This window comes from Chelatococcus reniformis (assembly GCF_014640075.1).
Lineage (GTDB): Bacteria > Pseudomonadota > Alphaproteobacteria > Rhizobiales > Beijerinckiaceae > Camelimonas > Camelimonas reniformis.
This window is the reverse complement of the sequence record NZ_BMGG01000008.1, coordinates 390,524-416,130: the sequence shown is the minus strand read 5'-3', so window position 1 is coordinate 416,130 and position 25,607 is coordinate 390,524. Positions and strand designations below refer to the sequence as shown.

22 protein-coding genes are annotated in these 25,607 nt (G+C 68.5%); 10 read left to right on the top strand and 12 right to left on the bottom strand.

Annotation, left to right across the window (positions count from 1 at the left end; genetic code table 11):
* Window positions 1-646: 646 nt before the first annotated feature.
* From IEW34_RS22600 to carB, 6 genes are all read right to left on the bottom strand, one after another.
* The gene (locus IEW34_RS22600) at window positions 647-1,537 is read right to left on the bottom strand and encodes a LysR family transcriptional regulator (RefSeq protein WP_188611469.1); all 891 of its coding nucleotides are present in this window, start codon (window positions 1,535-1,537) and stop codon (window positions 647-649) included.
* Between the two features lie 92 nt (window positions 1,538-1,629).
* A complete protein-coding gene (trxB, locus tag IEW34_RS22595; RefSeq protein ID WP_188611468.1) occupies window positions 1,630-2,592 on the bottom strand; it encodes a thioredoxin-disulfide reductase in 963 nt (320 codons plus the stop codon).
* Window positions 2,593-2,709: 117 nt separating this feature from the next.
* A complete protein-coding gene (locus IEW34_RS22590; RefSeq protein WP_244642143.1) occupies window positions 2,710-3,660 on the bottom strand; it encodes a mitochondrial fission ELM1 family protein in 951 nt (316 codons plus the stop codon).
* Between the two features lie 49 nt (window positions 3,661-3,709).
* Entirely contained in the window at window positions 3,710-4,234 is a 525-nt protein-coding gene (locus IEW34_RS22585) for a hypothetical protein (protein ID WP_188611466.1), read from the bottom strand.
* Window positions 4,235-4,268: 34 nt separating this feature from the next.
* Window positions 4,269-4,742, bottom strand: a complete 474-nt coding sequence (gene greA, locus IEW34_RS22580) for a transcription elongation factor GreA (RefSeq protein ID WP_188611465.1) — start codon at window positions 4,740-4,742, stop codon at window positions 4,269-4,271.
* A 235-nt stretch (window positions 4,743-4,977) separates the two neighbouring features.
* Window positions 4,978-8,343, bottom strand: coding sequence for a carbamoyl-phosphate synthase large subunit (gene carB, locus IEW34_RS22575; RefSeq protein WP_188611464.1), 3,366 nt, complete (start codon window positions 8,341-8,343; stop codon window positions 4,978-4,980).
* Between the two features lie 398 nt (window positions 8,344-8,741).
* On the opposite strand from carB, the gene IEW34_RS22570 reads away from it, so the two are divergent.
* The 4 genes from IEW34_RS22570 to IEW34_RS22555 all read left to right on the top strand — a co-directional run bounded on the left by IEW34_RS22570 (window position 8,742) and on the right by IEW34_RS22555 (window position 10,711).
* Window positions 8,742-8,951: a TOBE domain-containing protein gene (locus IEW34_RS22570; RefSeq protein ID WP_188611463.1), complete on the top strand. Its 210-nt coding sequence runs from the start codon at window positions 8,742-8,744 to the stop codon at window positions 8,949-8,951.
* Between the two features lie 154 nt (window positions 8,952-9,105).
* Complete coding sequence (locus IEW34_RS22565) at window positions 9,106-9,603, top strand: hypothetical protein (RefSeq protein WP_188611462.1); 498 nt, start codon at window positions 9,106-9,108, stop codon at window positions 9,601-9,603.
* 33 nt (window positions 9,604-9,636) lie between these two features.
* Window positions 9,637-10,038 carry a GtrA family protein gene (locus IEW34_RS22560; protein ID WP_188611461.1) on the top strand — a complete coding sequence of 134 codons (402 nt, stop codon included), beginning with the start codon at window positions 9,637-9,639 and terminating at the stop codon, window positions 10,036-10,038.
* 94 nt (window positions 10,039-10,132) lie between these two features.
* Complete coding sequence (locus IEW34_RS22555; protein WP_188611460.1) at window positions 10,133-10,711, top strand: HdeD family acid-resistance protein; 579 nt, start codon at window positions 10,133-10,135, stop codon at window positions 10,709-10,711.
* A 12-nt stretch (window positions 10,712-10,723) separates the two neighbouring features.
* Here the strand turns inward: IEW34_RS22555 and IEW34_RS22550 are convergent, their stop codons facing one another.
* Both IEW34_RS22550 and carA read right to left on the bottom strand, forming a co-directional pair.
* Window positions 10,724-11,440 (bottom strand): class I SAM-dependent methyltransferase, encoded by a 717-nt coding sequence (locus tag IEW34_RS22550; protein WP_188611459.1) that lies wholly within the window; start codon window positions 11,438-11,440, stop codon window positions 10,724-10,726.
* A 126-nt stretch (window positions 11,441-11,566) separates the two neighbouring features.
* Window positions 11,567-12,790, bottom strand: a complete 1,224-nt coding sequence (carA, locus tag IEW34_RS22545) for a glutamine-hydrolyzing carbamoyl-phosphate synthase small subunit (protein WP_188611458.1) — start codon at window positions 12,788-12,790, stop codon at window positions 11,567-11,569.
* Between the two features lie 176 nt (window positions 12,791-12,966).
* Between carA and IEW34_RS22540 the strand changes: the two genes are divergently transcribed.
* The 6 genes from IEW34_RS22540 to IEW34_RS22515 all read left to right on the top strand — a co-directional run bounded on the left by IEW34_RS22540 (window position 12,967) and on the right by IEW34_RS22515 (window position 21,881).
* Window positions 12,967-13,425, top strand: a complete 459-nt coding sequence (locus IEW34_RS22540) for a GatB/YqeY domain-containing protein (protein ID WP_188611457.1) — start codon at window positions 12,967-12,969, stop codon at window positions 13,423-13,425.
* 320 nt (window positions 13,426-13,745) lie between these two features.
* Window positions 13,746-15,731, top strand: coding sequence for a DNA primase (gene dnaG / locus IEW34_RS22535; protein ID WP_188611456.1), 1,986 nt, complete (start codon window positions 13,746-13,748; stop codon window positions 15,729-15,731).
* A gap of 560 nt (window positions 15,732-16,291) precedes the next feature.
* Window positions 16,292-18,298, top strand: a complete 2,007-nt coding sequence (rpoD, locus tag IEW34_RS22530) for an RNA polymerase sigma factor RpoD (protein ID WP_188611455.1) — start codon at window positions 16,292-16,294, stop codon at window positions 18,296-18,298.
* Window positions 18,299-18,474: 176 nt separating this feature from the next.
* On the top strand, window positions 18,475-19,626 hold the full coding sequence (locus tag IEW34_RS22525) for an adenylate/guanylate cyclase domain-containing protein (RefSeq protein WP_244642142.1): 1,152 nt from the start codon (window positions 18,475-18,477) through the stop codon (window positions 19,624-19,626).
* An 86-nt stretch (window positions 19,627-19,712) separates the two neighbouring features.
* Window positions 19,713-20,930, top strand: coding sequence for an MFS transporter (locus IEW34_RS22520; protein ID WP_188611453.1), 1,218 nt, complete (start codon window positions 19,713-19,715; stop codon window positions 20,928-20,930).
* 36 nt (window positions 20,931-20,966) lie between these two features.
* On the top strand, window positions 20,967-21,881 hold the full coding sequence (locus IEW34_RS22515; protein ID WP_188611452.1) for an aldose 1-epimerase family protein: 915 nt from the start codon (window positions 20,967-20,969) through the stop codon (window positions 21,879-21,881).
* 24 nt (window positions 21,882-21,905) lie between these two features.
* Here the strand turns inward: IEW34_RS22515 and IEW34_RS22510 are convergent, their stop codons facing one another.
* The 4 genes from IEW34_RS22510 to IEW34_RS22495 form a co-directional block, all read right to left on the bottom strand.
* Window positions 21,906-22,562, bottom strand: a complete 657-nt coding sequence (locus IEW34_RS22510; protein ID WP_188611451.1) for a TIGR02466 family protein — start codon at window positions 22,560-22,562, stop codon at window positions 21,906-21,908.
* A gap of 119 nt (window positions 22,563-22,681) precedes the next feature.
* Complete coding sequence (locus IEW34_RS22505; protein WP_188611450.1) at window positions 22,682-23,038, bottom strand: DMT family protein; 357 nt, start codon at window positions 23,036-23,038, stop codon at window positions 22,682-22,684.
* Between the two features lie 230 nt (window positions 23,039-23,268).
* Window positions 23,269-24,822, bottom strand: a complete 1,554-nt coding sequence (locus IEW34_RS22500) for a long-chain-fatty-acid--CoA ligase (protein WP_188611449.1) — start codon at window positions 24,820-24,822, stop codon at window positions 23,269-23,271.
* Window positions 24,823-24,844: 22 nt separating this feature from the next.
* Complete coding sequence (locus IEW34_RS22495) at window positions 24,845-25,600, bottom strand: TetR/AcrR family transcriptional regulator (protein ID WP_188611448.1); 756 nt, start codon at window positions 25,598-25,600, stop codon at window positions 24,845-24,847.
* Window positions 25,601-25,607: the final 7 nt, after the last annotated feature.

The window sequence follows — 25,607 nt, the reverse complement described above, 5'->3', positions numbered from 1 at the left end:
CGGCACCGCTGTGCTGGTGTCCGCCACATCGGCCGTTGGCGAGGCACGATGGGCCACGGGAGCGGGACCGCCCGATATCCGCGCGACCGAATCGCCTGCCGCTCCTCCGCTCCGCGCATGGCCGATCATCCCCAAGGGCGATACAACCTGCCTGGTTGCATAGGCGGTCAAGCTCGGCGGCGCGGGATTCGGTTGAGATATGGCATGCGGCCGCCAATGGGACAGCTTTTGCCGGCCCTCACGCGAGGGCCGCCATGCGGCCCGCTCGAACGTCGCCAATTCGCATAAGTAATTGATATATTGCTGTTTTTAAGGAAGTGCCAAGTGCGGGCGCCGTTGCCCCTCGCGCCGGCTGATGGAGCCGCGAAAGCTGGATCAGTGAAGTTCTTGATCACGTTCTGCATGTGGCTGGAATAAAAAAGGCCGGATTTCCTTGCGGAAATCCGGCCGAATAGTTGATCCGACACTGGTCGGAACACTTCCAGAGGGGAACGGCAGAAACAACGCTCAACGCCGGGAGGCGGTGCGGAGCCTTGGTCCAACCGCAATCATCTTTGCTCTGCGCCGAGCGTTGCGCAACGCAGCAGAGGGCATGCCAGCCATGCAGCTTCCGCATGTTTTTGTGCCGGGGCCCACAACCGGAGGGTCAATAGGCCCATCGTTGCGCCTTGCCGATCAGGAAATCTCGGAAGACCTGCACGCGCGCGACCGACTTCATTTCCTCTGGATAGACCAGGTAGGAATCGAGCGATGGCATCTCGTTGCCGGGCAATATCTGCACCAGGCCCGAAGTCGGCTCGATCAGGTAGTCGGGCAGGACGGCGATGCCGATGCCGGCGTCCACGGCGCGCCGTAGGGCGGAGATGTTGTTCACCACCATGTGATAGGTACGCGGGTCCTTGGGATCGCGCCCGGCCGACGCCAGCCAGTGCGCCGTCAGCAGGTAGGGCGGCACGGTGCCGCCGTACGACAGGATCCGGTGCCGATCGATGTCCTCGATCGTCTCCGGCTGGCCATGGCGCTTCAGGTAGTCCTGGGAGGCATAGATGTGGAAGTGGACGGTGAACAGCCGGCGCTGGATCAGGTCGGCCTGCACAGGCTGGCGCAGGCGCAGCGCGATATCCGCCTGGCGCATGGACAGATCGAGCTCCTCGTCGGTGAGGATGAGCTCGATGCGCACGTCGGGATAGAGGTCGAGAAACTCGCCCAGTCGCGGCGTCAACCAATTGGAGCCGAGGCCGAGCGTCGTCGTGACCTTCAGTTCGCCCGACGGCCGCTCGCGCGAATCGGTCAGCCGGGCGCGCGTCGCGTCGAGCCGCATGGTCATCTCGCGCGCCGTACGGAACAGCAACTCGCCCTGCTCGGTGAGGATCAGGCCGCGGGCGTGCCGATGAAACAGGGGCGCCTTGAGCTCCCGTTCCAGCGCGCTGACCTGCCGGCTCACCGCCGATTGGCTGAGGCCGAGCTCGTCGCCGGCCCGGGTGAAGCTGCCGGCCTCCGCGACCGTATAGAAGATCCTGATCTTGTCCCAATCCACGGCGTGTCAGCCCCCCTCCAACGGCGGCCCCTTCCGTTCAGGGCCGGCTCGTAATTGTCGTCAATCGGCAGTGCATGGTCCGGCCCGGCGCATCACTCGGCCGCTGCCCGGTCGAGCTCCTGGGCAACCAGCCAGCGCTCAGCCTCGAGGGCGGCCATGCAGCCCATGCCGGCGGCCGTGACCGCCTGCCGGAACACGTCGTCGGTGACGTCGCCCGCGGCGAAGACGCCGGGGACGTTGGTCGCCGTCGAGTCGGGCGCCGTCCAGATGTAGCCGGCCGGCTTCATGTCGAGCTTGCCGGCGAAGAGTTCGCTCGCCGGCTTGTGGCCGATCGCGATGAACACGCCATCGGTCGGGAGTTCGGTGATCGCGCCGGTCTGCGTGCTCTTGAGGCGCACGTGCGTCACCGTCGGCGGCTCCCGTCCGCCGCAGATCTCGTCGATCGCGTGGTCCCATACCACCTCGATCTTCGGGTGCTTGAACAGCCGCTCCTGCAGGATGCGCTCGGCACGCAGCGTGCCGCGGCGGTGGACCAGCGTGACCTTGGCCGCAAGGTTCGCCAGATATAGCGCCTCTTCCACGGCGGTGTTGCCGCCGCCGACCACCACGACGTTCCGGCCGCGGAAGAAGAAGCCGTCGCAGGTGGCGCAGGCGGAAACGCCGAAGCCCTGGAACGCCGCCTCCGACGGCAGGCCGAGCCACTGCGCCTGGGCGCCGGTGGCGATCACCAGGGCATCGCAGCTGAAGGTGTCGCCGCTGTCCGCCGTGGCCCGAAACGGGTAGACGGCGAGGTCGACCTGCACGATGTGGTCGGAGACGAGCCGGGCGCCCACGTGCTCGGCCTGGGCCCGCATCTGCTCCATGAGCCACGGGCCCTGGATCGGATCGGCGAAGCCGGGATAGTTCTCCACGTCGGTCGTGATCATCAGCTGTCCTCCGGACTGGTAGCCGGAGACGAGCACGGGTTCGAGCATCGCGCGGGCCGCATAGATGGCGGCGGTGTAGCCGGCCGGGCCCGACCCGATGATGAGGAGCTTGGTATGCGTATGAGCCATTGTCTCGCCGCGCAGCGGGCGAACCGGTTCCGCACCATGCCGATCCGGGATCGCCGAAAGGAAGCAAAGCGGGTTCCCCGTTCGGCCAAGGATGAGACCGGTGGACTCCGCCGCCTGTCAGGTCGCTTCGGCTTGGCGGCGGGCCGCGAGGGCCTGCCCGATCGCAGCGGCGATGACAGGTGTCGAATTTAGGGGTGGGTATGCACTGCCTGCAAGTCTTCCGGCAAAATCGTGCACAATTCCCCGTGCCCTGAGCCCCGACAGCAACGCATCGATCTTGCGATGGCCGCCGCTGGGGCTGAACACCAGCACCGGCCGGCCGGTCGCGGCCGCCTCGCCGACCATGTTGGTCGAATCAGCGGTGACGACCACCACGTCGGCCAGCCCCATCAACTCGGCGTAGGGGTTGCTGTCCTGGCCGTCCCACAGAAAGCCGCCCCGCCGCTCGAACAGGCCGGCCAACGCGTCGCGCAGCTCGGCCGGCGTGCGCCGCGACGTCGTGCCCATCAATCCGACCCCGCAGTCCGCGAGCCGATCGAGCTGGCCGACGAGGCGGGCGCGGTCGCCTGACGTGAAGCGGTGATGGCGGCTGTCGCCGCCGACGAGCACGGCGGCACGCGGAGCCGGCAGGTCGAGCAGCGCGCGACGGGCGGCGGCGCGCGCCGCGGCCTGGATGGCCGGGCTCAATCCGTGCGGACTGGTCAGGGTCCGGATGACATTGGCACCGTGCAGCCTGTCGTGCTCGGGCACCCAGATCAGATCGGCGGTGCCGGCTCCCGTGCGCGGGTCCTTGAGGATGACCGTGAAGGTATGGCCGCCGGAGAGCTTCCTCACGGCGCGCACGTAGGGCACCGTTCGCCGTCCCGACGCCACCAGCAGATCGGGGAAGGGGGGCTCGATCGGGCTGCCGGCGGCTGATGGTCGCTCGCGCGGGTCGATCGGCCCGTGCGGCATGGCCCAGACCCAGGGCGGCCGCGGCGCCACCCGGCGGATGACGGGCTCGAGGCCCAGTTCCCGCACCACGGCGAGGCACTGGAGTTCGTCGCCGGCTTTGCCGTCGCTCAGCACCCAGGCCGACGGTTTGCCCGTGGCCCCCGCGAGGGCCGGCGCGCTTGGGCTATCGACCGGTGACGTAGCGGTAGCTCCAGCCGGCGTAGGCGCCGCATATGGCAGCGATGCGCTTCGCATCGACATCCGGATCGTACCAGGCACCGCCCGAGCTCGACGGCAGGTTGGTGAGGATGTGCTGGCTGTAGATGACGGCGCCGCTACGCGCGATGACCAGCGTGTCCCCTTCCAGGAAGTCGCTGCCGACGCCGCCGCCCCGGCGACCGCCGAAGCCCAGGCCGGAGCCGCCTACATAGGATGGCAGCGACAGCCCGGTCAGCCGCACCAGGATGGCGGGTGCGCCGCGTACACCGAGCCGTCCGGCGAACTGCCGGCGCATTTGGGCGTGGAGCTGCGCCCCGACGAAGCGCGCCATGGGGCCGAGGCCCTGCGCCTCGAGCACGCTGACGTCGATGGAAACGTGGGAATAGCCGCCGGCCGCCGTCGGCGCGGCGCGCGCCGGCACCAGGCTCAGCACACACATCACGACCGTCGCCAGGAACGCCGCGAACGAACGCCGCCGAGCAAGGGTCATCTCGGTTCTCCCCACCGGCACGGCGCCGCCGGCGCTACTTGAAGGCGATGTCGACGACCTCATAGGATTTACCGCCGCCCGGCGCGATGACCTCGACGCTGTCGCCGACCTTCTTGCCGATCAGTGCCCGCGCGATGGGCGAGGTGATCGATACGCGTCCGGAACGGACGTCGGCCTCTGGCTCGCCGACGATCTGGTAGACCTTCTCCTCCTCGGTCTCCTCGTCGATCAGCGTCACCGTGGCGCCGAACATCACGTTGGTCCCGTTCAGCTTGCTGACGTCGATGATCTCGGCGCGGGAGATGAGCCCCTCCAGCTCGAGCACGCGGCCCTCGTTGAGGCTCTGGGCCTCTTTCGCCGCGTGGTATTCGGCGTTCTCGGAGAGGTCGCCCAACGCGCGTGCCTCGGCGATGGCATTGATAATGCGCGGGCGCTCCACCTGCTGGCGGTGCTTCAGCTCTTCGTTGAGCGCAACGGCGCCCGCCGTCGTGATCGGAACCTTGTCCATTCGTGTTCCCACTTCGACACAATGCCCGAGCTGCTCGCAAGCCACCGGGCAACAGAAAACGACCGCGGCGGCTTTGGCCTGCCCCGGTTGCCAGCAGCCGAGGACAGCCTGAGCGGCTGCCTGCTGGATCGAACGCCGATGCGTGGCTTAGCCGACCGCATCGTCCGTTCTTGCGATGGACGGTTGACTGGAGGGCAGCGGAGCGGCCGTCACGCGGCCATGCTCTGCTGCGCGGTCACGCGCCGCCGACCGCGGCGTTGTCCCGCGGCGTCTCCTGCTCCAGGAAATACTCCTGGAGCGCACAGACCTCCAATTCGCCGCTGCGGTAGGCCTTGATGCCCTCCGCCGAAGCCATCGCGCCTGCCAGAGTGGTGTAATAGGGTACCTTATGCAAGAGGGCCGCCCGGCGCAGCGACCGTGAGTCGTGTAGGGCCTGCGCCCCTTCGGTCGTGTTGAAGACCAGCTGGATGCGGCCGTTCTTGATGGCGTCGACGACGTGCGGGCGCCCTTCGAGAACCTTGTTGATACGCGCGGACGGCACCCCGTGGCTCTCCAGGAAGCGCTGCGTGCCGGACGTGGCGGTCACGTCGAAGCCGAGCTCGACGAGCAGCTTGATCGTCGGCAGGATGCGTGGCTTGTCCTGGTCGCGCACCGAGACGAACACGGTGCCCGAGACCGGCACCTTGGTGCCGCCGCCGAGCTGGCTCTTGGCGAAAGCGACGCCAAAGCCGAAGTCGAGCCCCATGACCTCGCCGGTCGAGCGCATTTCCGGGCCGAGCAAGATGTCCACCCCGGGGAAGCGGGCGAAGGGGAACACCGATTCCTTGACGCCGATGTGGTTCAGTTGCCGCCGCTCCAGGCCGAAGCTCGCCAGCTTCTCGCCGGCCATCACCCGGGCGGCGATCTTGGCGATGGGCACGCCGATGACCTTGGCCACGAAGGGCACCGTGCGCGAGGCGCGCGGGTTGACCTCCAGCAGGTAGATGGTGCCGTCCTTGATGGCGTATTGGACGTTCATCAGCCCGCCGACCTGCAGCGCCTTGGCCAGCAGGCCGGTCTGACGCTCGAGCTCGGCGATGGTCTCGGGGCTGAGCGAGCGGGGAGGCAGCGAGCAGGCGCTGTCGCCGGAGTGGATGCCGGCTTCCTCGATGTGCTCCATGATGCCGCAGATGAAGACGTCGTCGCCGTCGGCGAGCGCGTCGACATCCACCTCGACCGCGTCCGACAGGTAGCGGTCGAACAGCAGGGCGTTCTTGCCCAGCAGCGTATTGATCTGGCCGGTCTTGTCGTTGGGATAGCGCGCCTTGATCTCGGGCGACACCAGGGCTGGGAGGGTGTCGAACAGGTAGTCGTTGAGCTGCCCCTCGTCGCGCAGGATGGCCATGGCGCGGCCGCCGAGCACGTAGGAGGGGCGCACCACGAGCGGCATGCCGAGGTCGGTCGCGACGAGGCGGCTCTGCTCCACCGAATAGGCGATGCCGTTGTTGGGCTGCTTCAGGCCGAGCTTGTCGAGCAGCCGCTTGAAGCGGTCCCGGTCCTCGGCGAGGTCGATCATGTCGGGCGAGGTGCCGAGGATCGGAATGCCCGCCTCCTCCAAGGCATGGGCGAGCTTGAGCGGCGTCTGGCCGCCGAACTGCACGATGACCCCCACCAGCGTGCCCCTGCTGCGCTCCACGTCGAGGATCTCGACCACGTCCTCGACGGTGAGCGGCTCGAAATAGAGCCTGTCGGAGGTGTCGTAGTCCGTCGACACCGTCTCGGGGTTGCAGTTGACCATGATGGTCTCGAAGCCGGCCTCCTCCAGCGCGAAGGCGGCATGGCAGCAGCAATAGTCGAACTCGATGCCCTGGCCGATGCGGTTGGGGCCACCGCCGAGGATGGCGACCTTGCGGGCCCCGCTCGGCTGGGCTTCGCTGACGGGCCGACCGGCGAAGGGCGCCTCGTAGGTCGAGTACATGTAGGCGGTGGGCGAGGCGAACTCGGCCGCGCAGGTATCGATCCGCTTGTAGACCGGCCGCACCTCGAGCGCCCGCCGGCGCGCCGTCACCTCGGTTTCGGCGAGGCCCGCCAGCACGCCGAGGCGGGCGTCGGAGAAGCCCATGGCCTTGAGCTTGCGGAAGGCGCCTGCCGTGGCCGGCAGGCCAAGCCGGCGCACCTTGGCCTCCGTTTCCACGATGCCCTGCAATTGGGCGATGAACCACGGGTCGATCTTGCAGGATTCGTGAATCAGGGCGGGCTCGACCCCGAGCCGCAGGGCCTGGGCCACCTTGAGCAGGCGGTCAGGCGTCGGCATGCCGAGCGCCGCACGGACCGCATTCTTGTCGTCGCCGAGGCCGAGCCCCGGAATGTCGATCTCGTTGAGCCCGGTGAGCCCCGTCTCCAGCGAGCGCAGGGCCTTCTGGAGGCTCTCCTGGAAGGTGCGGCCGATGGCCATGGCCTCGCCGACCGACTTCATGGCGGTGGTCAGGATCGGCTCGGCGCCGGGAAACTTCTCGAAGGCGAAGCGCGGCACCTTGGTGACGACGTAATCGATGGTCGGCTCGAAGGCGGCCGGTGTCGCGCCGCCGGTGATGTCGTTGTCGATCTCGTCGAGGGTGTAGCCCACGGCGAGCTTGGCCGCGACCTTGGCGATCGGAAAGCCGGTCGCCTTCGAGGCGAGCGCCGACGAGCGCGATACGCGCGGGTTCATCTCGATGACGACCATGCGGCCGTCGGCCGGGTCGATGGCGAATTGCACGTTGGAGCCGCCCGTCTCCACCCCGATCTCGCGCAGCACGGCGAGCGAGGCGTCGCGCATGATCTGGTATTCTTTGTCGGTCAGCGTCAGCGCCGGGGCGACGGTGATCGAATCGCCCGTGTGCACGCCCATCGGGTCGATGTTCTCGATGGAGCAGATGATGATGCAGTTGTCCGCCTTGTCGCGGACCACCTCCATCTCGTACTCCTTCCAGCCGAGCACGCTCTCCTCGACCAGCACCTCGTTGGTGGGGGAGGCGTCGAAGCCGCGCTCGATGATGTCGATGAACTCGGCCTTGTTGTAGGCGATGCCGCCGCCGGTGCCGCCGAGCGTGAACGAGGGCCGGATGATCGCCGGCAGGCCGATGTCGTCGAGCGCCTCGAGGGCGGAGGCGAGCGTCTTCACATGGTGCGAGCGCGGCGTCTCCAGGCCGATCCGCGTCATCGCCTCGCGGAACAACTCCCGGTCCTCCGCCTTGTCGATGGCGTGGGCCGTGGCACCGATCATCTCGACGTCGAAGCGCTCGAGCGTGCCCATGCGCTTCAGCGACAGCGCGCAGTTGAGCGCCGTCTGGCCGCCCATGGTCGGTAGCAGCGCGAAGCCGCCCGGCGCGACGTAGCGCTCCTTCTCGATGATGCGCGCCACGATCTCCGGCGTGATCGGCTCGATGTAGGTCGCGTGGGCCAGATCCGGGTCGGTCATGATCGTCGCCGGATTGGAATTGACCAGGACGACGCGGTAGCCCTCGTCCTTCAGCGCCTTGCAAGCCTGTGTGCCGGAATAATCGAACTCGCACGCCTGGCCGATGACGATCGGGCCCGCGCCGATGATCAAGATGGTGGAAATGTCGGTGCGTTTGGGCATCGGTCCGGTCTGCTGCTGTTCCGGCGCGCGCGCCGGCCATAAAAAAAGGCCGCGCCGTCGGCCTCATGCAAGCCGGAGCGCGTCCTTTGGGGCGATCTAGGGCCTGAGGGTCGACGCTCAGAGGACGCGGTCCGGCCCAGGGTGAGCCCGTGTAGACGATTATGGCCGGCTAGGGAAGCGTGCCGGCCTGCCGCGGCCACCACCGCGTCGAGGGTGCCGTGCGCAAACGCCGCCGGTCCGACCGCCGTGCGATCGAGCAGCCCCACGCGTTTCAGGCTCACTGGGGTGGTGGCTTGCTGTCGGTCGAGCCCGGCGGGGCCGCAACGCCCCGATGGCGCAGTCCCCGCTCACCGGCTATCCCTGTTCGGGCGCATACCGCGCTTGCTGGAGATGATGGGATGAGCAAGATCAGCGCACGCAACCAGATCAAGGGCAAGGTTCAGTCGATCAAGAAAGGCGCCGTGACCGACATCGTCAAGATCGATATCGGCGGCCAGATCATCACCTCGTCGATCACCGGCGAAGCGGTCGAGGAGCTCGACCTCAAGGAGGGTTCCGCCGTGACCGTCATCATCAAGTCCTCGGACGTCCTGATCGCCACCGACTGACTGGGACGGATCACTGGCATCGCCGCGGCCGTCGTTATATCCATTCAGATACATCGGGAGTCGTGCGATGCCGTCGATCTGCTTGGAGTCTGCGCCTTCAGGTTGGCGCCGCACGACAGCCAGGCTCCGGCGCCGCGGCGCCGGGGTTCTCGCGGTGCTCTGGGCGGCGGGCGGCGCGGCGCATGCGGACGCGGCAGGCCCGTGCGCACGCTTTGCCTGGCCGCTCATGCGCGAGATCGCCTGGTTCGCCGCCGCGGACCTGCCGACCCTCGCCGCCGACGGCAGCGTCCGCCCCCTGCCGACCGGCGCCTTCGTGGCCGCTCTGGCGCCGATGGCGCAGGTCCGCTTCGCGCGGCCGCCGGAGCGGGCCCTACGCTCGGCTGCCTCCTTTGGTGGCACCTTGGCATTCGGTCCCTTGCCGGCCGGCCTCTACCAGGTGACGCTCTCGGCCGAGGGCTGGATCGACCTGCTGGAGGCCGGTGAGTATCGGCCGGAGAAGGGGCATACCGGCGTGCGCGGCTGCGCGGGCCTGCGCAAGAGCGTCCGCTTCGAGGTGGGCGGCGGCCCGCTGCTGCTGCAATTGAGCGGCGTGGCCGACGCGCACGTCACCGCATCGATCGCCCGGGTGGACCTCGGGGAGCCGGCCCCTTGACGGCCGGACAGCGACCGGCTTGATCCCTGGTGCATGAGCGAGCCGACCGACATCACACGGGAGATGAGGCTGTTCGTCGTCGTCGGCCTGGTGGCGGCGGCCGCACACTACGGTACCTTGATTGGTCTGGTCGAGCGCGGCGGGTGGGGGCCCGTGCCGGCCACTCTCGCCGGTTATCTGGCGGGCGGCGCCATCTCCTACGTGCTGAATCGCCGGCTGACCTGGCAGAGCGAGCGTCCCCACGCCGAGGCGACCTGGCGCTTTGCCCTGGTGGCGGCTGTCGGCTTCGCGCTCACCGGAGTGTTCATGTACGTCCTGACCGAGCGTCTCGATCTGCCCTATTTGCCGGCGCAGGTGGCGACCACGGGGGTGGTGTTGGTCTGGAGCTTTCTCGCCAACAAGCTGTGGACGTTCGCCGTCCCGCCGATTGTCTGACGCGCCGCCCCACGCGGGACGCTTGCGGGAGGGCCCGGGTGCGAGCGACACTGGCGGGCGAGGCGGCACTGCCGCCGGGGGCGAGGATCCGACCATGACGCTACCGACATCTGCACTGCCGACCGAGGCCTTGGCCAAGCGGTTCCATCGCAACTGGGGCTGGCTGCTCGGCCTCGGCATCATCATGGTGGTGCTCGGCCTCATCGGCCTCGGCATGCTGCCGGCGCTCACCGTTGTCACCGCGCTGTGGATCGGCGCGCTGATGCTCGTCGGCGGCGGTGCCCAGGTGATCGATGCCTTCCACGAGAAGGGTTGGGGAGGCTTCGCCCTGCACTTGCTGATCGCCGTGCTCTACATCGTCACCGGCGTGCTCGTGATCGCCAATCCGGACCTCGCCTCCGTCACCCTCACGCTGTTGATCGCCGCGGCTTTCCTCGCCGTCGGCATCGTGCGCATCGTCATGGCCTTCCAACTGCGGCCGGCGCCCAATTGGGGCATCCTGTTGTTCAGCGGCATCATCTCCGCGCTCCTCGGCATCCTCATCTTCGCCAAGTGGCCCTGGTCGGGCTTCTGGGTCCTGGGTCTCTTCGTCGCCATCGAGCTGCTGTCTGAAGGCGTCGCCTTCATCGCGCTGGCGCTGGCGGCGCGGAAGCTGCCGCAGCCGGCAGCCTGACCCGGTCTGTCCTCAGCCGTGCGGCGCGTCCGTCGGTCGCGCCAGGAAGGTCATGCGGGCCTGGTTGTGGCCGAGGTTCGGCCGGCGCCGCCGGGCCTCGAAGCCGCCTGCCTCCAGCGCGGCCGTCATCTCGGCTTCGCTGTAGCGGGAGAGGCCCAGCGTGCCGCGCAGCTTGCGGTAGTCCGAGAAGGTCGTGCGTACCAGGCCGGCGACAGCCGCCGCCAGGAAGCCCCCTTGCCCGCCGAAGCGCATGAGCGCGAGCGCGTCCGTGGCGGCCGATACGTCGGGCGGGATGACGTCGGCCAGCGCCAGCGTGCCGCCGGGCGCGAGCCCGCGGAGCCATTGCGCGAGCAATCCGTCGAGCTCGACGCGGGTGAGGTACTGAATCATCGAGTTCACGAGGATGACGTCGTAGCGGCCCGGTGGCTCGGCCGCGACCTCCGCCGGCGACCGCACCGCGATGCGCGCCGCGCCGCTGAAGCGCGCCGCAAGCCGGTCGCGAACGGCGGGCGCGCCGTCGCAGAGCACCAGTTCGCCAATGCTTCGGGCGACGCGCTCGGCCGACAGCGCTTCGCCGCAGCCATAGTCGAGCACGCGCGCCGTGGCGCCCGCGCCGAGCTCGGCCAGCAGGGCAGCCGTATCGCGCGCAATCCCCTGGTAGTGCAGCGTCTTATGGCGCTCGCTGACGTAAATCGGGCTGTCCGAGTTCCAATAGTCGATCCAGCGCATGCGAGCCCCGCCGGCGTGCAAGGCGCTCCGAGAGGAGCGGAGCTGCCGCCCTATCGCTTTGTTAGCATAGGACTGGAGCAGACCTGCGCCATCGGATGATCCCGATCCAAGGGCGCAACGCCCTGGTCAGGCGGGCACGGCTGCCGCCTTGGCCTTCTCGGCCTCGATCATGGCAATGAAGCGGTCGAACAGATAGTGGCTGTCACGCGGACCGGGCGAAGCTTCCGGGTGATGCTGGACCGAAAAGGCGGGGATGTCGGTGAGCGCAATGCCGCAGTTGGAGCCATCGAACAGCGAGACGTGAGTCTCCTTGGCGTTGGCCGGCAGCGAGTCGCGGTCGACGGCGAAGCCGTGGTTCATGGACACCACCTCGACCTTGCCCGTGGTCAGGTCCTGCACCGGGTGATTGGCCCCATGGTGGCCCTGGTGCATCTTGACGGTCTTGGCGCCCACCGCAAGCGACAGCATCTGGTGGCCGAGGCAGATGCCGAAGGTCGGCAGCTTCCTGTCCAGGAGAGCCGAGATCACCGGCACGGAATAGTCGCCAGTCGCGGCTGGATCGCCCGGACCGTTGGAGAGGAAGACGCCGTCCGGCTCGAGCGCCATGATGTCGGCCGCGCTCGCCGTTGCCGGGACGACGGTCACGCGGCAGCCGCGGTCCGCGAATAGCCGCAGGATGTTGCGCTTCACGCCATAGTCGATGGCGACGATGTGGTATCTGGCGCCGCCCCGCTTGCCGTAACCGTCGCCGAGCTGCCAGGACGTCTCGTCCCAGTCGAAGCGTTGCGCGCTGGTCACGCCCGGCACCAGGTCGAGCCCGGCCATGGACGGCAGCGCCGCCGCCGCCTGCTTCAGCGCCTCGATGTCGAAGCCGCCGTCGGGCGCGTGCGCGATGATGGCGTTGGGCATGCCGCGGTCACGGATCAGCGCCGTCAGGGCGCGGGTGTCGATGCCGGTGATGCCGACGATGCCGCGCGAGGCGAGCCATGCATTCAGATGGCGCGTGGCGCGCCAACTCGCCGGCTCGGTGACGTCGGCGTGCAGCACCACGCCCCGCACGCCCGAATTGGCCGCGAGGTTGATGGTCTCGACATCCTCCTCGTTGGTGCCGACGTTGCCGATGTGCGGGAAGGTGAAGGTGATGATCTGCCCGGCGTAGGAGGGATCGGTGAGGATCTCCTCGTAGCCGGTCATGGCGGTGTTGAAGCAGACTTCGCCGGCACTCTGTCCGGTTGCGCCGATGCCGGCGCCCTCCAGCACCGTGCCGTCCGCCAGCACCAGGAGCGCCGTGGGTATGGGCTCGGCCCAGCCGTCGCTGTCCCGGGCGTCAGTCGAGTTGACTTGAACCATGATCGCGGTCGTCCTAAGTGCGGGCGCGCGAACACCTTCCGACGATCGGCGAAGCGGGCGTATCGCGCTGTGAGGGCTATGGCGGCTCGCAGCTGCGGCGTCGCCCATCTTTCACCGGACACTTAGGATCAGTGCCAGCCACCGTCAACGATGACGACCCGGCGAGGGAGAATGCCATGCTGCGCGAGCGCTTTTCCGACAGTCTGAAAGACGCCATGCGGAGCGGTGACAAACGGCGCCTGTCGACCGTGCGCCTCATCCAGGCGGCACTCAAGGACAAGGACATCGAGGCACGCGGCGCCGGCAAGGGCCAGGCGACCGATGAAGAGATCCTCGCCCTGCTGCAGAGGATGATCAAACAGCGCCAGGAATCGGCGGATATCTACGGCAAGGCCGGCCGCGCCGAGCTTGAGCAGCAGGAGCGCGAGGAGATCATCGTCGTCGAGAGCTTCCTGCCGGCTCAGATGGACGAGGCGGCAATCCTCGCTGCGGTGAAGGCTGCGATCGCCGAGACCGGCGCCGCGTCGATCAAGGACATGGGCAAGGTCATTGCCAGCCTGAAGGGCAGCTATGCCGGCCAAATGGACTTCGCCAAGGCGAGCGCCGTGGTAAAGCACGAGCTGGGCGCCGGCTGACTGAGGCCTGCGCGGCGACGTCTGGCCGCGCCGGCGGCAGGGCCGATCCGTTGTGGGCCCGCAGGTTGGCGACCGCGACAATCGTATGACGGCTGTGGATAACTGGGAAAACCGGGGATATCTCCGTCGGCGCGAGGTCGCTGCCGCGATCGTGCGCCGCCTCGCAGCTGCGAGCGTCCACCGAGGCTCCCGACCCGCAGGCCCGAGCCGGCGCTCCAACTGCCGGAAAGGCAGACGCAGCTCGCAGTGGAGCGGCGTGGCCGAACCGGGCATGATCCGATCTTGCGATCGTCCCGCCGAGGGGCCACAGCAGACAGCCCATGCGTTTCCCTCCGTCCATTCTCGACGAGATCAAGATGCGGCTGCCGGTGACGGCGGTGGTCGGCAAGCGCGTGCGGCTGATCAAGGCCGGGCGTGAGTGGAAGGGGCTTTCGCCATTCAACGCGGAGAAGACGCCGTCCTTCTTCGTCAACGACGACAAGCAGCGTTATTTCGATTTCTCGTCGGGCAAGAACGGCGACATTTTTACCTTCGTCATGGAGACGGAGGGGCTGAGCTTCAACGAGGCGGTGGAGCGATTGGCGGCCGAGGCCGGCATCGCCCTGCCGCAGCTCACCGCGGATGACGCCAGGCGCGAGGAGCGCCGGCAAGGGCTGCATGAGGCGCTCGAGCTGGCCGCGGCCTTCTTCGAAGCCGAGCTCGGCGGCAGCCGCGGCGGCCGCGCCCGCGCCTATCTCGACGGCCGCGAGCTCGGGCCCGACGTGCGCAGCCGCTTTCGCCTCGGCTATGCTCCTGCCGACCGCTTCGCGCTGCGCGACTATCTGGCGAGCAAGGGCTTCGGCCGCGAGCCGATGATCGATGCGGGACTCTTGGTCAGCGGCGACGACATCGCCGTCCCCTATGACCGGTTCCGCGACCGCGTCATGTTCCCCATCGCCGATGCTCGGGGCCGAATCGTCGCCTTCGGCGGCCGGGCCATGGCGGCCGACGTGCAGCCAAAGTACCTGAATAGCCCCGAGACGCCGCTCTTCCATAAGGGATCGCTGCTCTACAACTTCCATCAGGCGCGCAAGACGGCTCGCGGCGGGCCGGTGAGCAGTGGCCCCGCCGACACGGCGGCCATCGTGGTGGTGGAGGGCTATGTGGACGTCATCGCCATGACGCGGGCGGGGCTTCCGCAGGCGGTCGCACCGCTGGGAACCGCGCTGACGCAGGAACAGCTCGGGCTGCTCTGGCGGGCAGCCGATGCGCCGACGCTTTGCTTCGATGGCGACAGGGCCGGGCGCCGCGCCGCCTATCGGGCCATCGACCTGGCGCTGCCGCTGCTGACGCCGGGCAAGTCGGTGAACTTCGCCCTCCTGCCGGAGGGGCAGGACCCCGACGACCTGCTACGGGACGGGGGTGCGGCGGCGGTCCGCGCCGTCGTGGCGGCGGCACGCCCCCTGGTCGAGCTGCTGTGGGCGCGCGAAGCGGAGGCAACGCCACTCGATACCCCCGACCAACGGGCAGCGTTGGAGCATCGCGTGCGGGAAATCATCAACTCCATCCAGGATGAGACGGTGCGGCGTCACTACCGCGCCGAGATGAACGGCCGAATCGCGGCGCTGATTCCCGATTCGCGCGGGCCCACACGCCGCTCCGGCTACAATCAGGGCCGGGCTGGACGTGATTCGCGCCCCGCCGCGGGCGGCTTCCGCCGGGGCTTGGGCACCTCGGTCGGTGCCGGCGCGCCCTTGCGCGCCAGCGCGGCGCTCTCCCGCCACCCGCTCTTCCTGCGGACCAAGCCCGCGGACGAGCCGCGCGAGGCGTTGATTCTGCTGGTTCTGCTGGCGCATCCGCGCTTGCTGGCCCGCCACTGCGAAGAACTCGCCGAGATCGAGTTCACCGGCGCCGAGACACGCAAGCTTGCCGCGCAGCTGATCGACTGCGCTGCCTCGCACCATGACGAAGGTGGGCCCGACCCCGCCGACGGCTTGGCCGAGCGGCTGCGGGCGCAGGTGCGGCGGGCCGGGCTCGAGGACGCGCTGACCCGTCTGCGGCTGCTGCTGCGTCCGGGCGACACCTGGGCGCTCGATCCGGAGGCGGATCCGGCCGACGCGGAGGAAATGCTGCGGCAAGTCATGGTCTTGCATCGCCGCGCCGGCGCGCTAAATAGCGAGCTGCGGGCAGCCGAGCGCGCGCTCGCCGAAGACGAGAGTGAGGCGAATCTCGCCTGGCTGCGGGACGTGAAGATGCAGCTTACCTCTTTAGAGGGCACGGAGGCCGACATCGACGGCTTCGGTCACCACGGCCATCTGCGTATATGAAGGAGTGTCGGTGGCATACCGTCGCAAGGAGAGGTTAACTCTCTTGCGGCTAGAGCGCTTCGCAGCGAGCGGGCTCGCCCGTTCGCAATGAAGCCAGCCAGATTCAAAGAGTTGGGGATGGTCCGCGCGGATGGCCCATCTGATCGGGACAGATTCTGGAAGCGCCCGGCGGCGGTTGGTCCGGGACGAGGTGCCCCTGCGGCCTGCTCGCCAGGAAGCCGGTCGCGGCTTCGCCGGCCAGGGGGTGTCGGAACGGATCGGCGGACGCCATATCCTGTCGGACGATTCGACATCCGTTCGCGTATCGAGCATGGATCGGGTGGCCGGGCAAGGGGGCCTGCGCCGCCCTGCTGTGCTGGGGCCAGGGGTAGATCGGAGCCTGCGGCCGGACCTTGGGTCCGCTGCGGGGATGCGGCATGGACCGAATGGGCTCATACCGCAGGTTGTGCATCGGTCAGGATGCATGTGGGGCGGTGCGCCCCGCATGCATCCTGATTCAGAGGGACGCGAAAGCGCCCGATGCCGCAGGCGCACTGCGGCCGAAGTTGGAGCGTGAGCGAATGGCAACGAAGACGACAGAGCGGGACGACGCCCCGGAGGCCGCGGAGCCGCAGGCGGACGGACCGCTCCTCGATCTGACCGACGCCGGCGTCCGCCGGATGATCAAGCTTGCCAAGAAGCGCGGCTATGTCACCTACGACGAGCTGAACGAGGTTCTGCCGCCGGAGGAGTTCAACTCGGAGCAGATCGAGGACGTGCTGTCCCAGCTTTCCGAGATGGGCATCAACGTCGTCGAGTCGGACGAGGGTGAGGAGGCCCAGGAGGGCGAGTCCGAGGAGGAGGAGGCCGAGGGCGGCGAACTCGTGGAGGCGCAGCCGCGCGCCGTCGTGGTCAAGACCGAGACCAAGAGCGAGCCGTCCGAGCGCACCGACGATCCCGTCCGCATGTACCTGCGCGAGATGGGCTCGGTCGAGCTTTTGTCGCGCGAGGGCGAGATCGCCATCGCCAAACGCATCGAGGCGGGCCGCGAGGCCATGATCGCCGGTCTGTGCGAAAGCCCGTTGACCTTCCAGGCCATCATCATCTGGCGCGACGAACTCGTCGAAGGCAAGGTGCTGCTGCGCGACATCATCGACCTGGAGGCGACCTACGCCGGTCCCGACGCCAAGAACTCGCCGGTCGAGATCGGTGGTGACGGCGCCGCGGGCGAGGCTGCGGCCGAAGGGGCGGCCGACGGCGCGCCGGATATCGCCGAGCCGGAGCTGCCGAACGATCTCGACGAGGACGACATGGAGAACAACATCTCCCTGTCGGCCATGGAAGCCGAGATCAAGCCGCGCGTGCTGGAGACGTTCGACAAGATCGCCGACGCCTACAAGCGCCTGCGCCGCCTGCAGGACCAGGATATCGAGAACCGGCTGCAGAGCCTGCGCCTGTCGCCCGCCCAGGAGCGCAAGTACCGCAAGCTCAAGGACGAGATCGTCGCCGACGTGAAGTCGCTGTCGCTCAATGCCAACCGCATCGAGGCGCTGGTCGAGCAGCTCTACGATATCAACAAGCGCCTGATCGGCATGGAGAGCAGGCTGCTGCGGCTCGGCGAGAGCTACGGCGTGGCGCGCGAAGACTTCCTGCGCCAGTCGCAAGGCGCCGAGCTCGACCCCAAGTGGATCCTCCGCGTCTCCAAGCTCGGCACCCGCGGTTGGAAGAATTTCGTCGCCCAGGAGAAGGACCGCATCCGCGCCATCCGTCAGGACATACAGACGCTGGCGGCTGAGACGGGGCTCGAGATCGCCGAGTTCCGCAAGATCGTGATGATGGTGCAGAAGGGCGAGCGCGAAGCCCGCCAGGCGAAGAAGGAGATGATCGAGGCGAACCTGCGGCTCGTCATCTCCATCGCCAAGAAGTACACCAACCGCGGTCTGCAGTTCCTGGACCTGATCCAGGAGGGCAACATCGGCCTGATGAAGGCGGTGGACAAGTTCGAGTACCGGCGCGGCTACAAGTTCTCCACCTACGCGACGTGGTGGATCCGGCAGGCCATCACCCGCTCGATCGCCGACCAGGCCCGCACCATCCGCATCCCGGTGCACATGATCGAGACGATCAACAAGATCGTCCGCACCTCACGGCAGATGCTGCACGAGATCGGCCGCGAGCCGACGCCGGAGGAACTGGCCGAGAAGCTGGCCATGCCGCTCGAGAAGGTGCGCAAGGTGCTGAAGATCGCCAAGGAGCCGATCTCGCTCGAGACGCCTATCGGCGACGAGGAGGACAGCCACCTCGGCGACTTCATCGAAGACAAGAACGCGATCCTGCCGATCGATGCAGCGATCCAGTCGAACCTGCGCGAGACGACGACACGCGTGCTCGCCTCGCTGACGCCGCGCGAGGAGCGCGTGCTGCGCATGCGCTTCGGCATCGGCATGAACACCGACCACACGCTGGAGGAGGTCGGCCAGCAGTTCTCGGTGACCCGCGAACGCATCCGTCAGATCGAGGCCAAGGCGCTCCGCAAGCTCAAGCACCCGAGCCGCTCGCGCAAGCTGCGCAGCTTCCTCGACAACTGATCCGGGCGTGGTCCGAGGGCCGGCGGGATCGGCCCCGGGCCTCGGACATCGTTTCATCGGATGGCATCGTCCGGTCGGATCGAGATGCTCCACATCCTTGAGCACGGAGCGCTGCGGCGCCTGCGGGAAGGACGCCATGCGTCGGCGCCATGCGCCGACGCAGCCGGGAGGCAGGCGTGACCGACACCGGGGCGGTGATGCGCTGGCTGATCGCCGGCGCGCCTGGCGCTGCCGCGGCGGAGGAGGTCCTTTCCGGCACCTGCGAGCGGCTGCTGGCCGCCGGACTGCCCCTGACACGAGCTGCGGCCTTCGTGGAAATGCTGCATCCGGACATCATGGGCCGGGCGCTGATCTGGCGGGCGGGCGAGGGCGTGAGCATCAATGATGCGCCGCTGGCCTTCCGCGACAGCGACGTCTTCCGCGACAGCCCCGTGTCGGCCGTGGGACGCACCGGCGTGGGGCTGCGCCGGCGGCTGATCGATCCCGGTTGCCCGTTCGACTTCCCCATCCTGGCGGATCTGCGCGAACAGGGTGTCACCGACTTTCTGGCGATGCCGCTGCGCTTCACCAATGGCGATGTTCAGGTCGGCACCTGGGCGACGGCGGCTCCCCAGGGGTTCGCCGACCCGCAGGTCGCCGCCCTCGAGGCGCTCATGGCCCCGCTGGCGCGGCTGGCCGAGATCTGGGCCATGCGGCGCACGGCGACGACACTGCTCGACACCTATGTCGGCCGGAACGCCGGCGCGCGCATTCTCGCGGGCCACATTCGGCGCGGTGACACGGAGAGCGTGCGGGCCGCCGTCTGGCTGTCGGACCTGCGCGGCTTCACGCCGCTCGCCGATCGCCTGTCGCCGGCGGAGCTGACGGCGACCCTCAATCTCTACTTCGACTGTCAGGTGCCCGCGATCGCCGAGCATGGGGGCGAGGTGCTGAAGTTCCTGGGTGACGGGCTGCTGGCGATCTTTCCGGCGGGCGTCGAGGCCGCTGCGGCGGCGACGTGCGCCGCTGCCCTGCGGGCGGCGCGCCAGGCCAGCGCGGAGCTGGCCGCCAAGGCGCCGGATCTTCGCCACGGCCTGGCGTTGCACTTCGGTGACGTGCTCTGGGGCAACGTCGGCGGTGGCAACCGGCTCGACTTCACCTGCATCGGGCCGGCGGTGAACCTGGCGGCTCGCATCGAGGGGATGACGGCGGATCTCGGCCACCCCATCATCGCCTCCCAGGAGTTCGCCCACCACGCGCCCGAGCAGCTGACGCCGCTCGGCGCGTTTTCGCTGCGCGGCTTCGCCACGCCCCAGCGGCTGTTCGCGGTGCCGGTCCTCGGAGCCTGAGGAACGCCCCGGCGCGCACTGGGGCCGGCCGCTTTGACGCCGCTCCCCGGAACGGGCACCTTGCGCGCACCGGCGGGGGCCACGAGATGTTTGATCCGCGTATCAAGGCCATGCTGCCGCTGTTCGCGGCGGTCTTCATCGACATTTTCTCGTTCGGGCTGATGTATCCGGTCATCGTGGCGCTCTTCCACGATCCGGCGGTGGTCGGCATCTACCGGCCGGCCCTGCGCGAGGTTTATCTGTCGCTCGCGTTCTCGTTATTCCCCCTTGGCATGTTCTTCGGCGCGAGCCTGCTCGGCGACCTGTCGGATGCGTTCGGGCGCAAGCGCACGCTGATGCTCTGCATGGCTGGCCTTGCCGTCGCCTACGCGTTGATGTGGCTCGCGGTGGAGACGCGGGAGCTCCTCCTCTTCCTCGCCGGCCGACTCATGTCGGGACTGATGGCGGGAACCGGCCCCATCGCCCAGGCGGCGATGATGGACAGGTCGACGGACGAAGAGCGCGGTCGGGATCTGTCGATGGTGGTGTTCGTGAATTGCGTCGGGCTGGTGGTCGGGCCGATGGCGGGCGGCGCGCTGAGCCATCTGGACCTGCGCGCGCCACTGGCCTTTGCGCTGGTGCTGTGCCTCGCGGCGCTGGCGCTCATCGGCCTGGCGCCGCTGGCTGACGGGGTGCTGCGGCCACTGCGGTTGAGCTGGCGGCGCCCCGTCGAGCTCTTCGTGCGGGCGTTGCGCCATCCCGTCATCGGTCCGCTGGCGCTGACGTTCCTGTTGTTCCAACTCGGCTTTGCGCTCTACTACATCTACATCCTGGTCATCATGCAGCGGGTCTACGGCTTGTCCTCGCTCGAGCTCGGCCTATTCTCGGGGACCGTGGGGCTTGGCTTCGTCATCGGCACGACCGTTGTCTATAATGGGCTGGCGGCACGGTTGAAGGACGAGAGGCGGGTGGCCGCCATCGGCTGCTGGGCCTGCGGCATCGGCATCCTCGTTGCCGCGGCGCCGCTGCCGGTCCACGTGCAATGGGCGCTGGCGTTCATCGTCGCAGCCGCCAACCTGCCGGCCTTCGTCGGCCTGCTCGCCTTGATCAGCGATTCCGCCTCGGCCGATGAGCAGGGCTGGGCGCTCGGCATCGGCGCGGCGATGACGGCGCTGGCTTTCTTCGTGGCCGGCCTCGCCGCAGCGCTGCTCACCATGGCCGTCCCGATCTGGCTGTTGCTGTTCGCTGGCGGGCTGATCGTGCTCGCCGCGACGATGACGCTCCGGCGCACGCCGGCGGTGCGACCGGCGCTGGCGGGGAAGTGATCGACTGGTTCAACTCCACACTGCGAGTGACATCCGATGCAGGCGAGCAACGACGATCGCATCTCGATCAAATCCGATGGTCTGTTCGTGGAGGTCGCCACGCTCGGCGCCGAAATGGTCGTGCTGCGGGACGGCGACGGCCGCGATCTGCTCTGGAACGGGGATCCCGCCGTGTGGAGCGGGCATGCGCCACTTCTGTTCCCCATCGTCGGCGCGCTGGCCGGCGGGGCCTACCGCATCGGTCGAGAAGTCTACCGTCTCCCGCAGCATGGCTTTGCCCGCCGCAGCGAGTTCAGCCTGGTCGAGCGCCATTCCGACCAGGCCACCCTGCGGCTGACCGAAAGCGAGGCGACGCGGGCGGTGTATCCGTTCCCGTTCCGCCTGGATGTCACCTACGCGCTGGCGGGTTCCACCCTCTCTGTCACCGCGAGCGTGACCAACACCGGCCGCAAGCCCCTGCCGTTCTCGCTGGGTTTCCATCCGGCCTTCTGCTGGCCGCTGCCCTACGGCGCGGAGCGCGCCGCCCACACCCTCACCTTCGACAGGGACGAGACGGCGCCGGTCGTCCGTCCAGACGCGGACGGTCTGTTGACCCGGCCCGAGCCGAACCCGGTCATCGGCCGCACGTTGCCGCTCTCCGACGCGCTGCTCGCCGCGGGGGCCCTCGTCTTCAAGCAGACGGCGAGCCGCCGCATCGTCTATGGTGCGCCGGGAGGGCCGTCCCTCGTCGTGGACTTCCCGGAGATGACGAGCCTCGGGATCTGGACCAAACCGGGAGCCGGCGCCCCCTACATCTGCATTGAGCCGTGGCAGGGTTACGCCGACGATGCCCGGCCCGCGGGCGCCGATCAGAAGCCGGCGGATCTGTTCGCCAAACCCGGCATCGTCGAGGTCGCGCCGACGCAGAGTCGCAGCTTCGGCTTCTCCGTCACGCTGGCGCAGGGCGGGTGATCAGCAGGCCTGCGGACAGCGACGTCAGGCGCCCTTGCCGCGTCGGCGCTCGCCGCCGTCCTTCCAGGCGTAGTTGAAGCTCACGCTGATGCGCTCCTCGTCCGCCTCGTTCAGCGGCACCTCGTGGCGTAACCAGCTCTCCCACAAAAGCAGCGTGCCGGGCGCCGGAGCGATCGAGACGAACTGCCGGTTCTGTTGCGCAGCCTTCCGCTTCCTCGGCGGGGCCGCCATCATGAAGCCGAGCCGTGGGTCCTCGAATTTGAGCGCGCTCGCGCCGGGTGGAATGGCGACATAGAAAGTGCCGCTCACCACCGCATGCGGGTGGATGTGGGAGGTGTGCACACCGCCCGGCGGCAGCACGTTGATCCAGAGCGAGTCGCACACGAGCTTGCCGCCGGAGAGATCGAACTCGAGCGCCTTGGTGAAGGCGGCGACGTGCCGGTCGATTTGCTTGACGAGCCGGCCGAACACCGGGAGGCGCCAAGGCAGGTCGTCGAGCGAGGCGTAGGAGGTGTAGCCGGGGTAGCCGTTCCTGGCGCACCAGCGCTGCCCGGCCTCGTCGTCCACGGCGACGGAGCGGCAGGCGGCGTCGAGCTCGGCGACGAGGGCGGACGGGCCGCCGTCGCCGGCGAGTTCGGCGCGGTAGATCGGCGTGGCGAAGAGGTGCTCGATGATGGTCATGCGGGTCTCGAGAGCATCTCTATCCGGTCGAATTCAATCTCTGTCCGGATAGAAGAGCTCCAACTCCTATTGCCGCGCCTTGCGCCGCGATGAATTGCGTCGGCGGTCACCCCGCGCCATCAGCCCAGCGGCCCTTTGAAGACGAAGAAGGCGCCGAGCATGATGAAGGCGAAGCCGATGGCGTGATTGATGGTGAGGCTTTCCTTGAGGAACAGCACCGAAAAGCCGGCGAAGACGACGAGGGTGATGACCTCCTGCATCGTCTTCAATTCGGCGGCGCTGTAGACGGCGTAGCCGATGCGATTGGCGGGCACCGCGAGGCAATATTCGGCGAAGGCGATGGCCCAGCTCGCCACGATCACCAGCCACAACGGCCGCTCGGTGAAGCGGAGATGGCCGTACCAGGCGAACGTCATGAACACGTTCGAGGCCATCAACATGACGACGGGCAGCACGAGCGCCGTGGTGCGATCCATGGAATCTGAGCTCCGGTGGCGTGGAGCCTTTGCCAGATGGAGCGCGACTTGCAAAGCGCCTCGCGGCGCGACGAGGGCGAATCGCGCCCTGCCGTCATGGCCGGAGTCGATCCGGCCATCCATCAATCCAATAAGATCCAGCTTCAGGGCTGACCCGACGCCACGTTTCTCAGCGGATGGATGGCCGGGTCAAGCCCGGCCATGACGCTGATGCGGGCACCTTGCCGGGCTCAGGCGACGCGGCGGTTCCGGTCCTGCCAGAACGGCTGGCGCAGGTCGCGCTTCAGGATCTTGCCGGCCCCCGACATGGGCAGCGGCTCGGTGCGGGCCTCGACGCTGCGCGGGCATTTGTAACCGGCGATGCGTTCCTTGCAGAAGGCGATGACCTGGGCCGGGTCGATCTCGGCGTCCGGTCGCACGACGATGATGGCGTGCACCGCCTCGCCCCAGCGCTCGTCGGGGATGCCGATGACGGCGCACTGAAGCACGCCGGGGTATTGCGCGACCGTGTTCTCCACCTCGGTCGAGTAGATGTTCTCGCCGCCAGAGATGATCATGTCCTTGATGCGGTCGACCACGTAGACGAAGCCGTCCTCGTCCATGTAGCCGCCGTCGCCGGTGTGCATCCAGCCGTCGACAACGGCCTTGGCCGTCTCCTCCGGCCGGTTCCAGTAGCCCATCATCACGTTGGCGCCGCGCGCCACGATCTCGCCGATGGTGCCGCGCGGCACCTCGTTGTCATCCTCGTCGACGATGCGCACGTCGACGCCGATGGCCGCCCGGCCGGCGGAACGGTGCCGCCCCTTGGCGCGGCCGGCCACGTGCTCCTCGGGCGGCAGCAACGTGGCAATCGGCGACAGCTCGGTCATGCCGTAGGCCTGCATGAACTCCACGTGCGGCAGGGCCGCGGCCGTCCGGTCGAGCACCGCCTCGGACATCGGCGAGGCGCCGTAGAGGATGCGCTCGAGCGACGACAGGTCGCGGCTGCCCATGGCGGGATGATCGACCAGCATCTGGACCATCGTCGGCACCAGCAGCACCTGCGTGACGCGGTGGCGCGCAATGGCGTCCATCACCGCCTCCGGGCTGAAGGCGCGGACGATGACATTGGTGCCGGCGCCCAACAGCATGGCGTACATGGCCGCCCCGTTGGCCAGGTGGAACATGGGCGCGGCGTGCAGGTAGGTGCCCGTGGGGCTGAACATCCCCTCCGCCAGCGCATGCAGGGAATCCGTCACCAGATTGCCGTGGCTCAGCATCACGCCCTTGGACCGGCCGGTGGTGCCGCCGGTGTAGAAGATGCCGGCCAGGTCGTCGCGGCCGCGCATGGCATCGGCAACCGGGGTCGCTGCCGCCAGCAGCGCCTCGTAGTCGGCCATGCCGGCCGGCGCGGTGCCGTCGTCGGCGTAGACGAGGCGCACGTCGGGCAACGCCTGGGCGAGAGCCTGGCCCGCTTCCATGAAGGCTTGATCCACGAACAGGACCTTGGCGCCGCTGTCCTGTAGGGCGTCGGTATTCTCCAGCACGCTCCAGCGGATGTTGAGCGGCACGATGACGCCGCCGGCCCACGCGGTGCCGAGGTAGAGCTCCAGATAGCGCGCGCTGTTCATTGCCAGCACGGCGACGCGGTCGCCGTCGCCGATGCCCAGCCCGTGCAGGGCGCCGGCGAGGCGCGCCACGCGCGCGCCCACCTCGCCCCAGGTCCAGGACTTGTCGCCCTCCAGCACGGCGATGCCGCCGGCCTTCATCTGCAGCGCCCGCCGCAATCCTTGGGTGATGTTCATCAATTCCTCCCTGGTTTGGTGGTCAGAGGGCTTTGCGCCTCTTCTTGGGCGCCGCTCCGCCGGGCTCGTCACCGGCCTCCGGCGGCCGGCGCCGCCGCCTGGCCGGTGCGGGCTCCGGCTGCGGTGCGGCGGCCAGCCCCATCGTCAGTCGCCGGGCGAACTCCTCACCCAGTTGCTGCGGCTCGAGCTCGCCGCCGGGGCGGTACCAATGGCCGATCCAGTTGAGCGCGCCGGCCACGGTGAAGGCGGCGACCTTGACGTCGCACGGCAGGATCGAGCCGTCGGCCACGCCCTCGCTGATGAAGCGGCGGAAGCCTTGGTCGATCAAGCGCTTGCCGGCCCGCACGTGGCGCCGGGAGTCGGGCGACAGCACCCGGTCGTCGACGCGCACCAGGCACTGCCCGAAGTCCCGCGTCATGATCTCGGCGTAGTCGCGGATCAGCGCCCCCACGCGCTCCAGGCCGGTCCCCGGCATCGCGGCGATGGCAGTGAGGCTCGCCTGGCTCATCTCCTGGCCCAGGCGGTAGCACTCGGCCAGAATCTCTTCCTTGCTGCCGAAGTAGTTGTAGAGTGCCGGCTTGGTGATGTTCAGCCGCTCGGCCACCTCCGCCAGCGAGGTGCGGTCGTAGCCGAGCTCGAGGAACAGCTGCGCCGCGGTCCGCAGCACCGCGTCGCGCTTCACGTCGCGGTCGCGGCGGCGGTCCTCGAACGGCCGCCACGGTGAATCGGCGTCGGTCGTCGGCGCCAGCTTGTGGGCCGATCCGGAACGTCCTCGCATCCCTGCC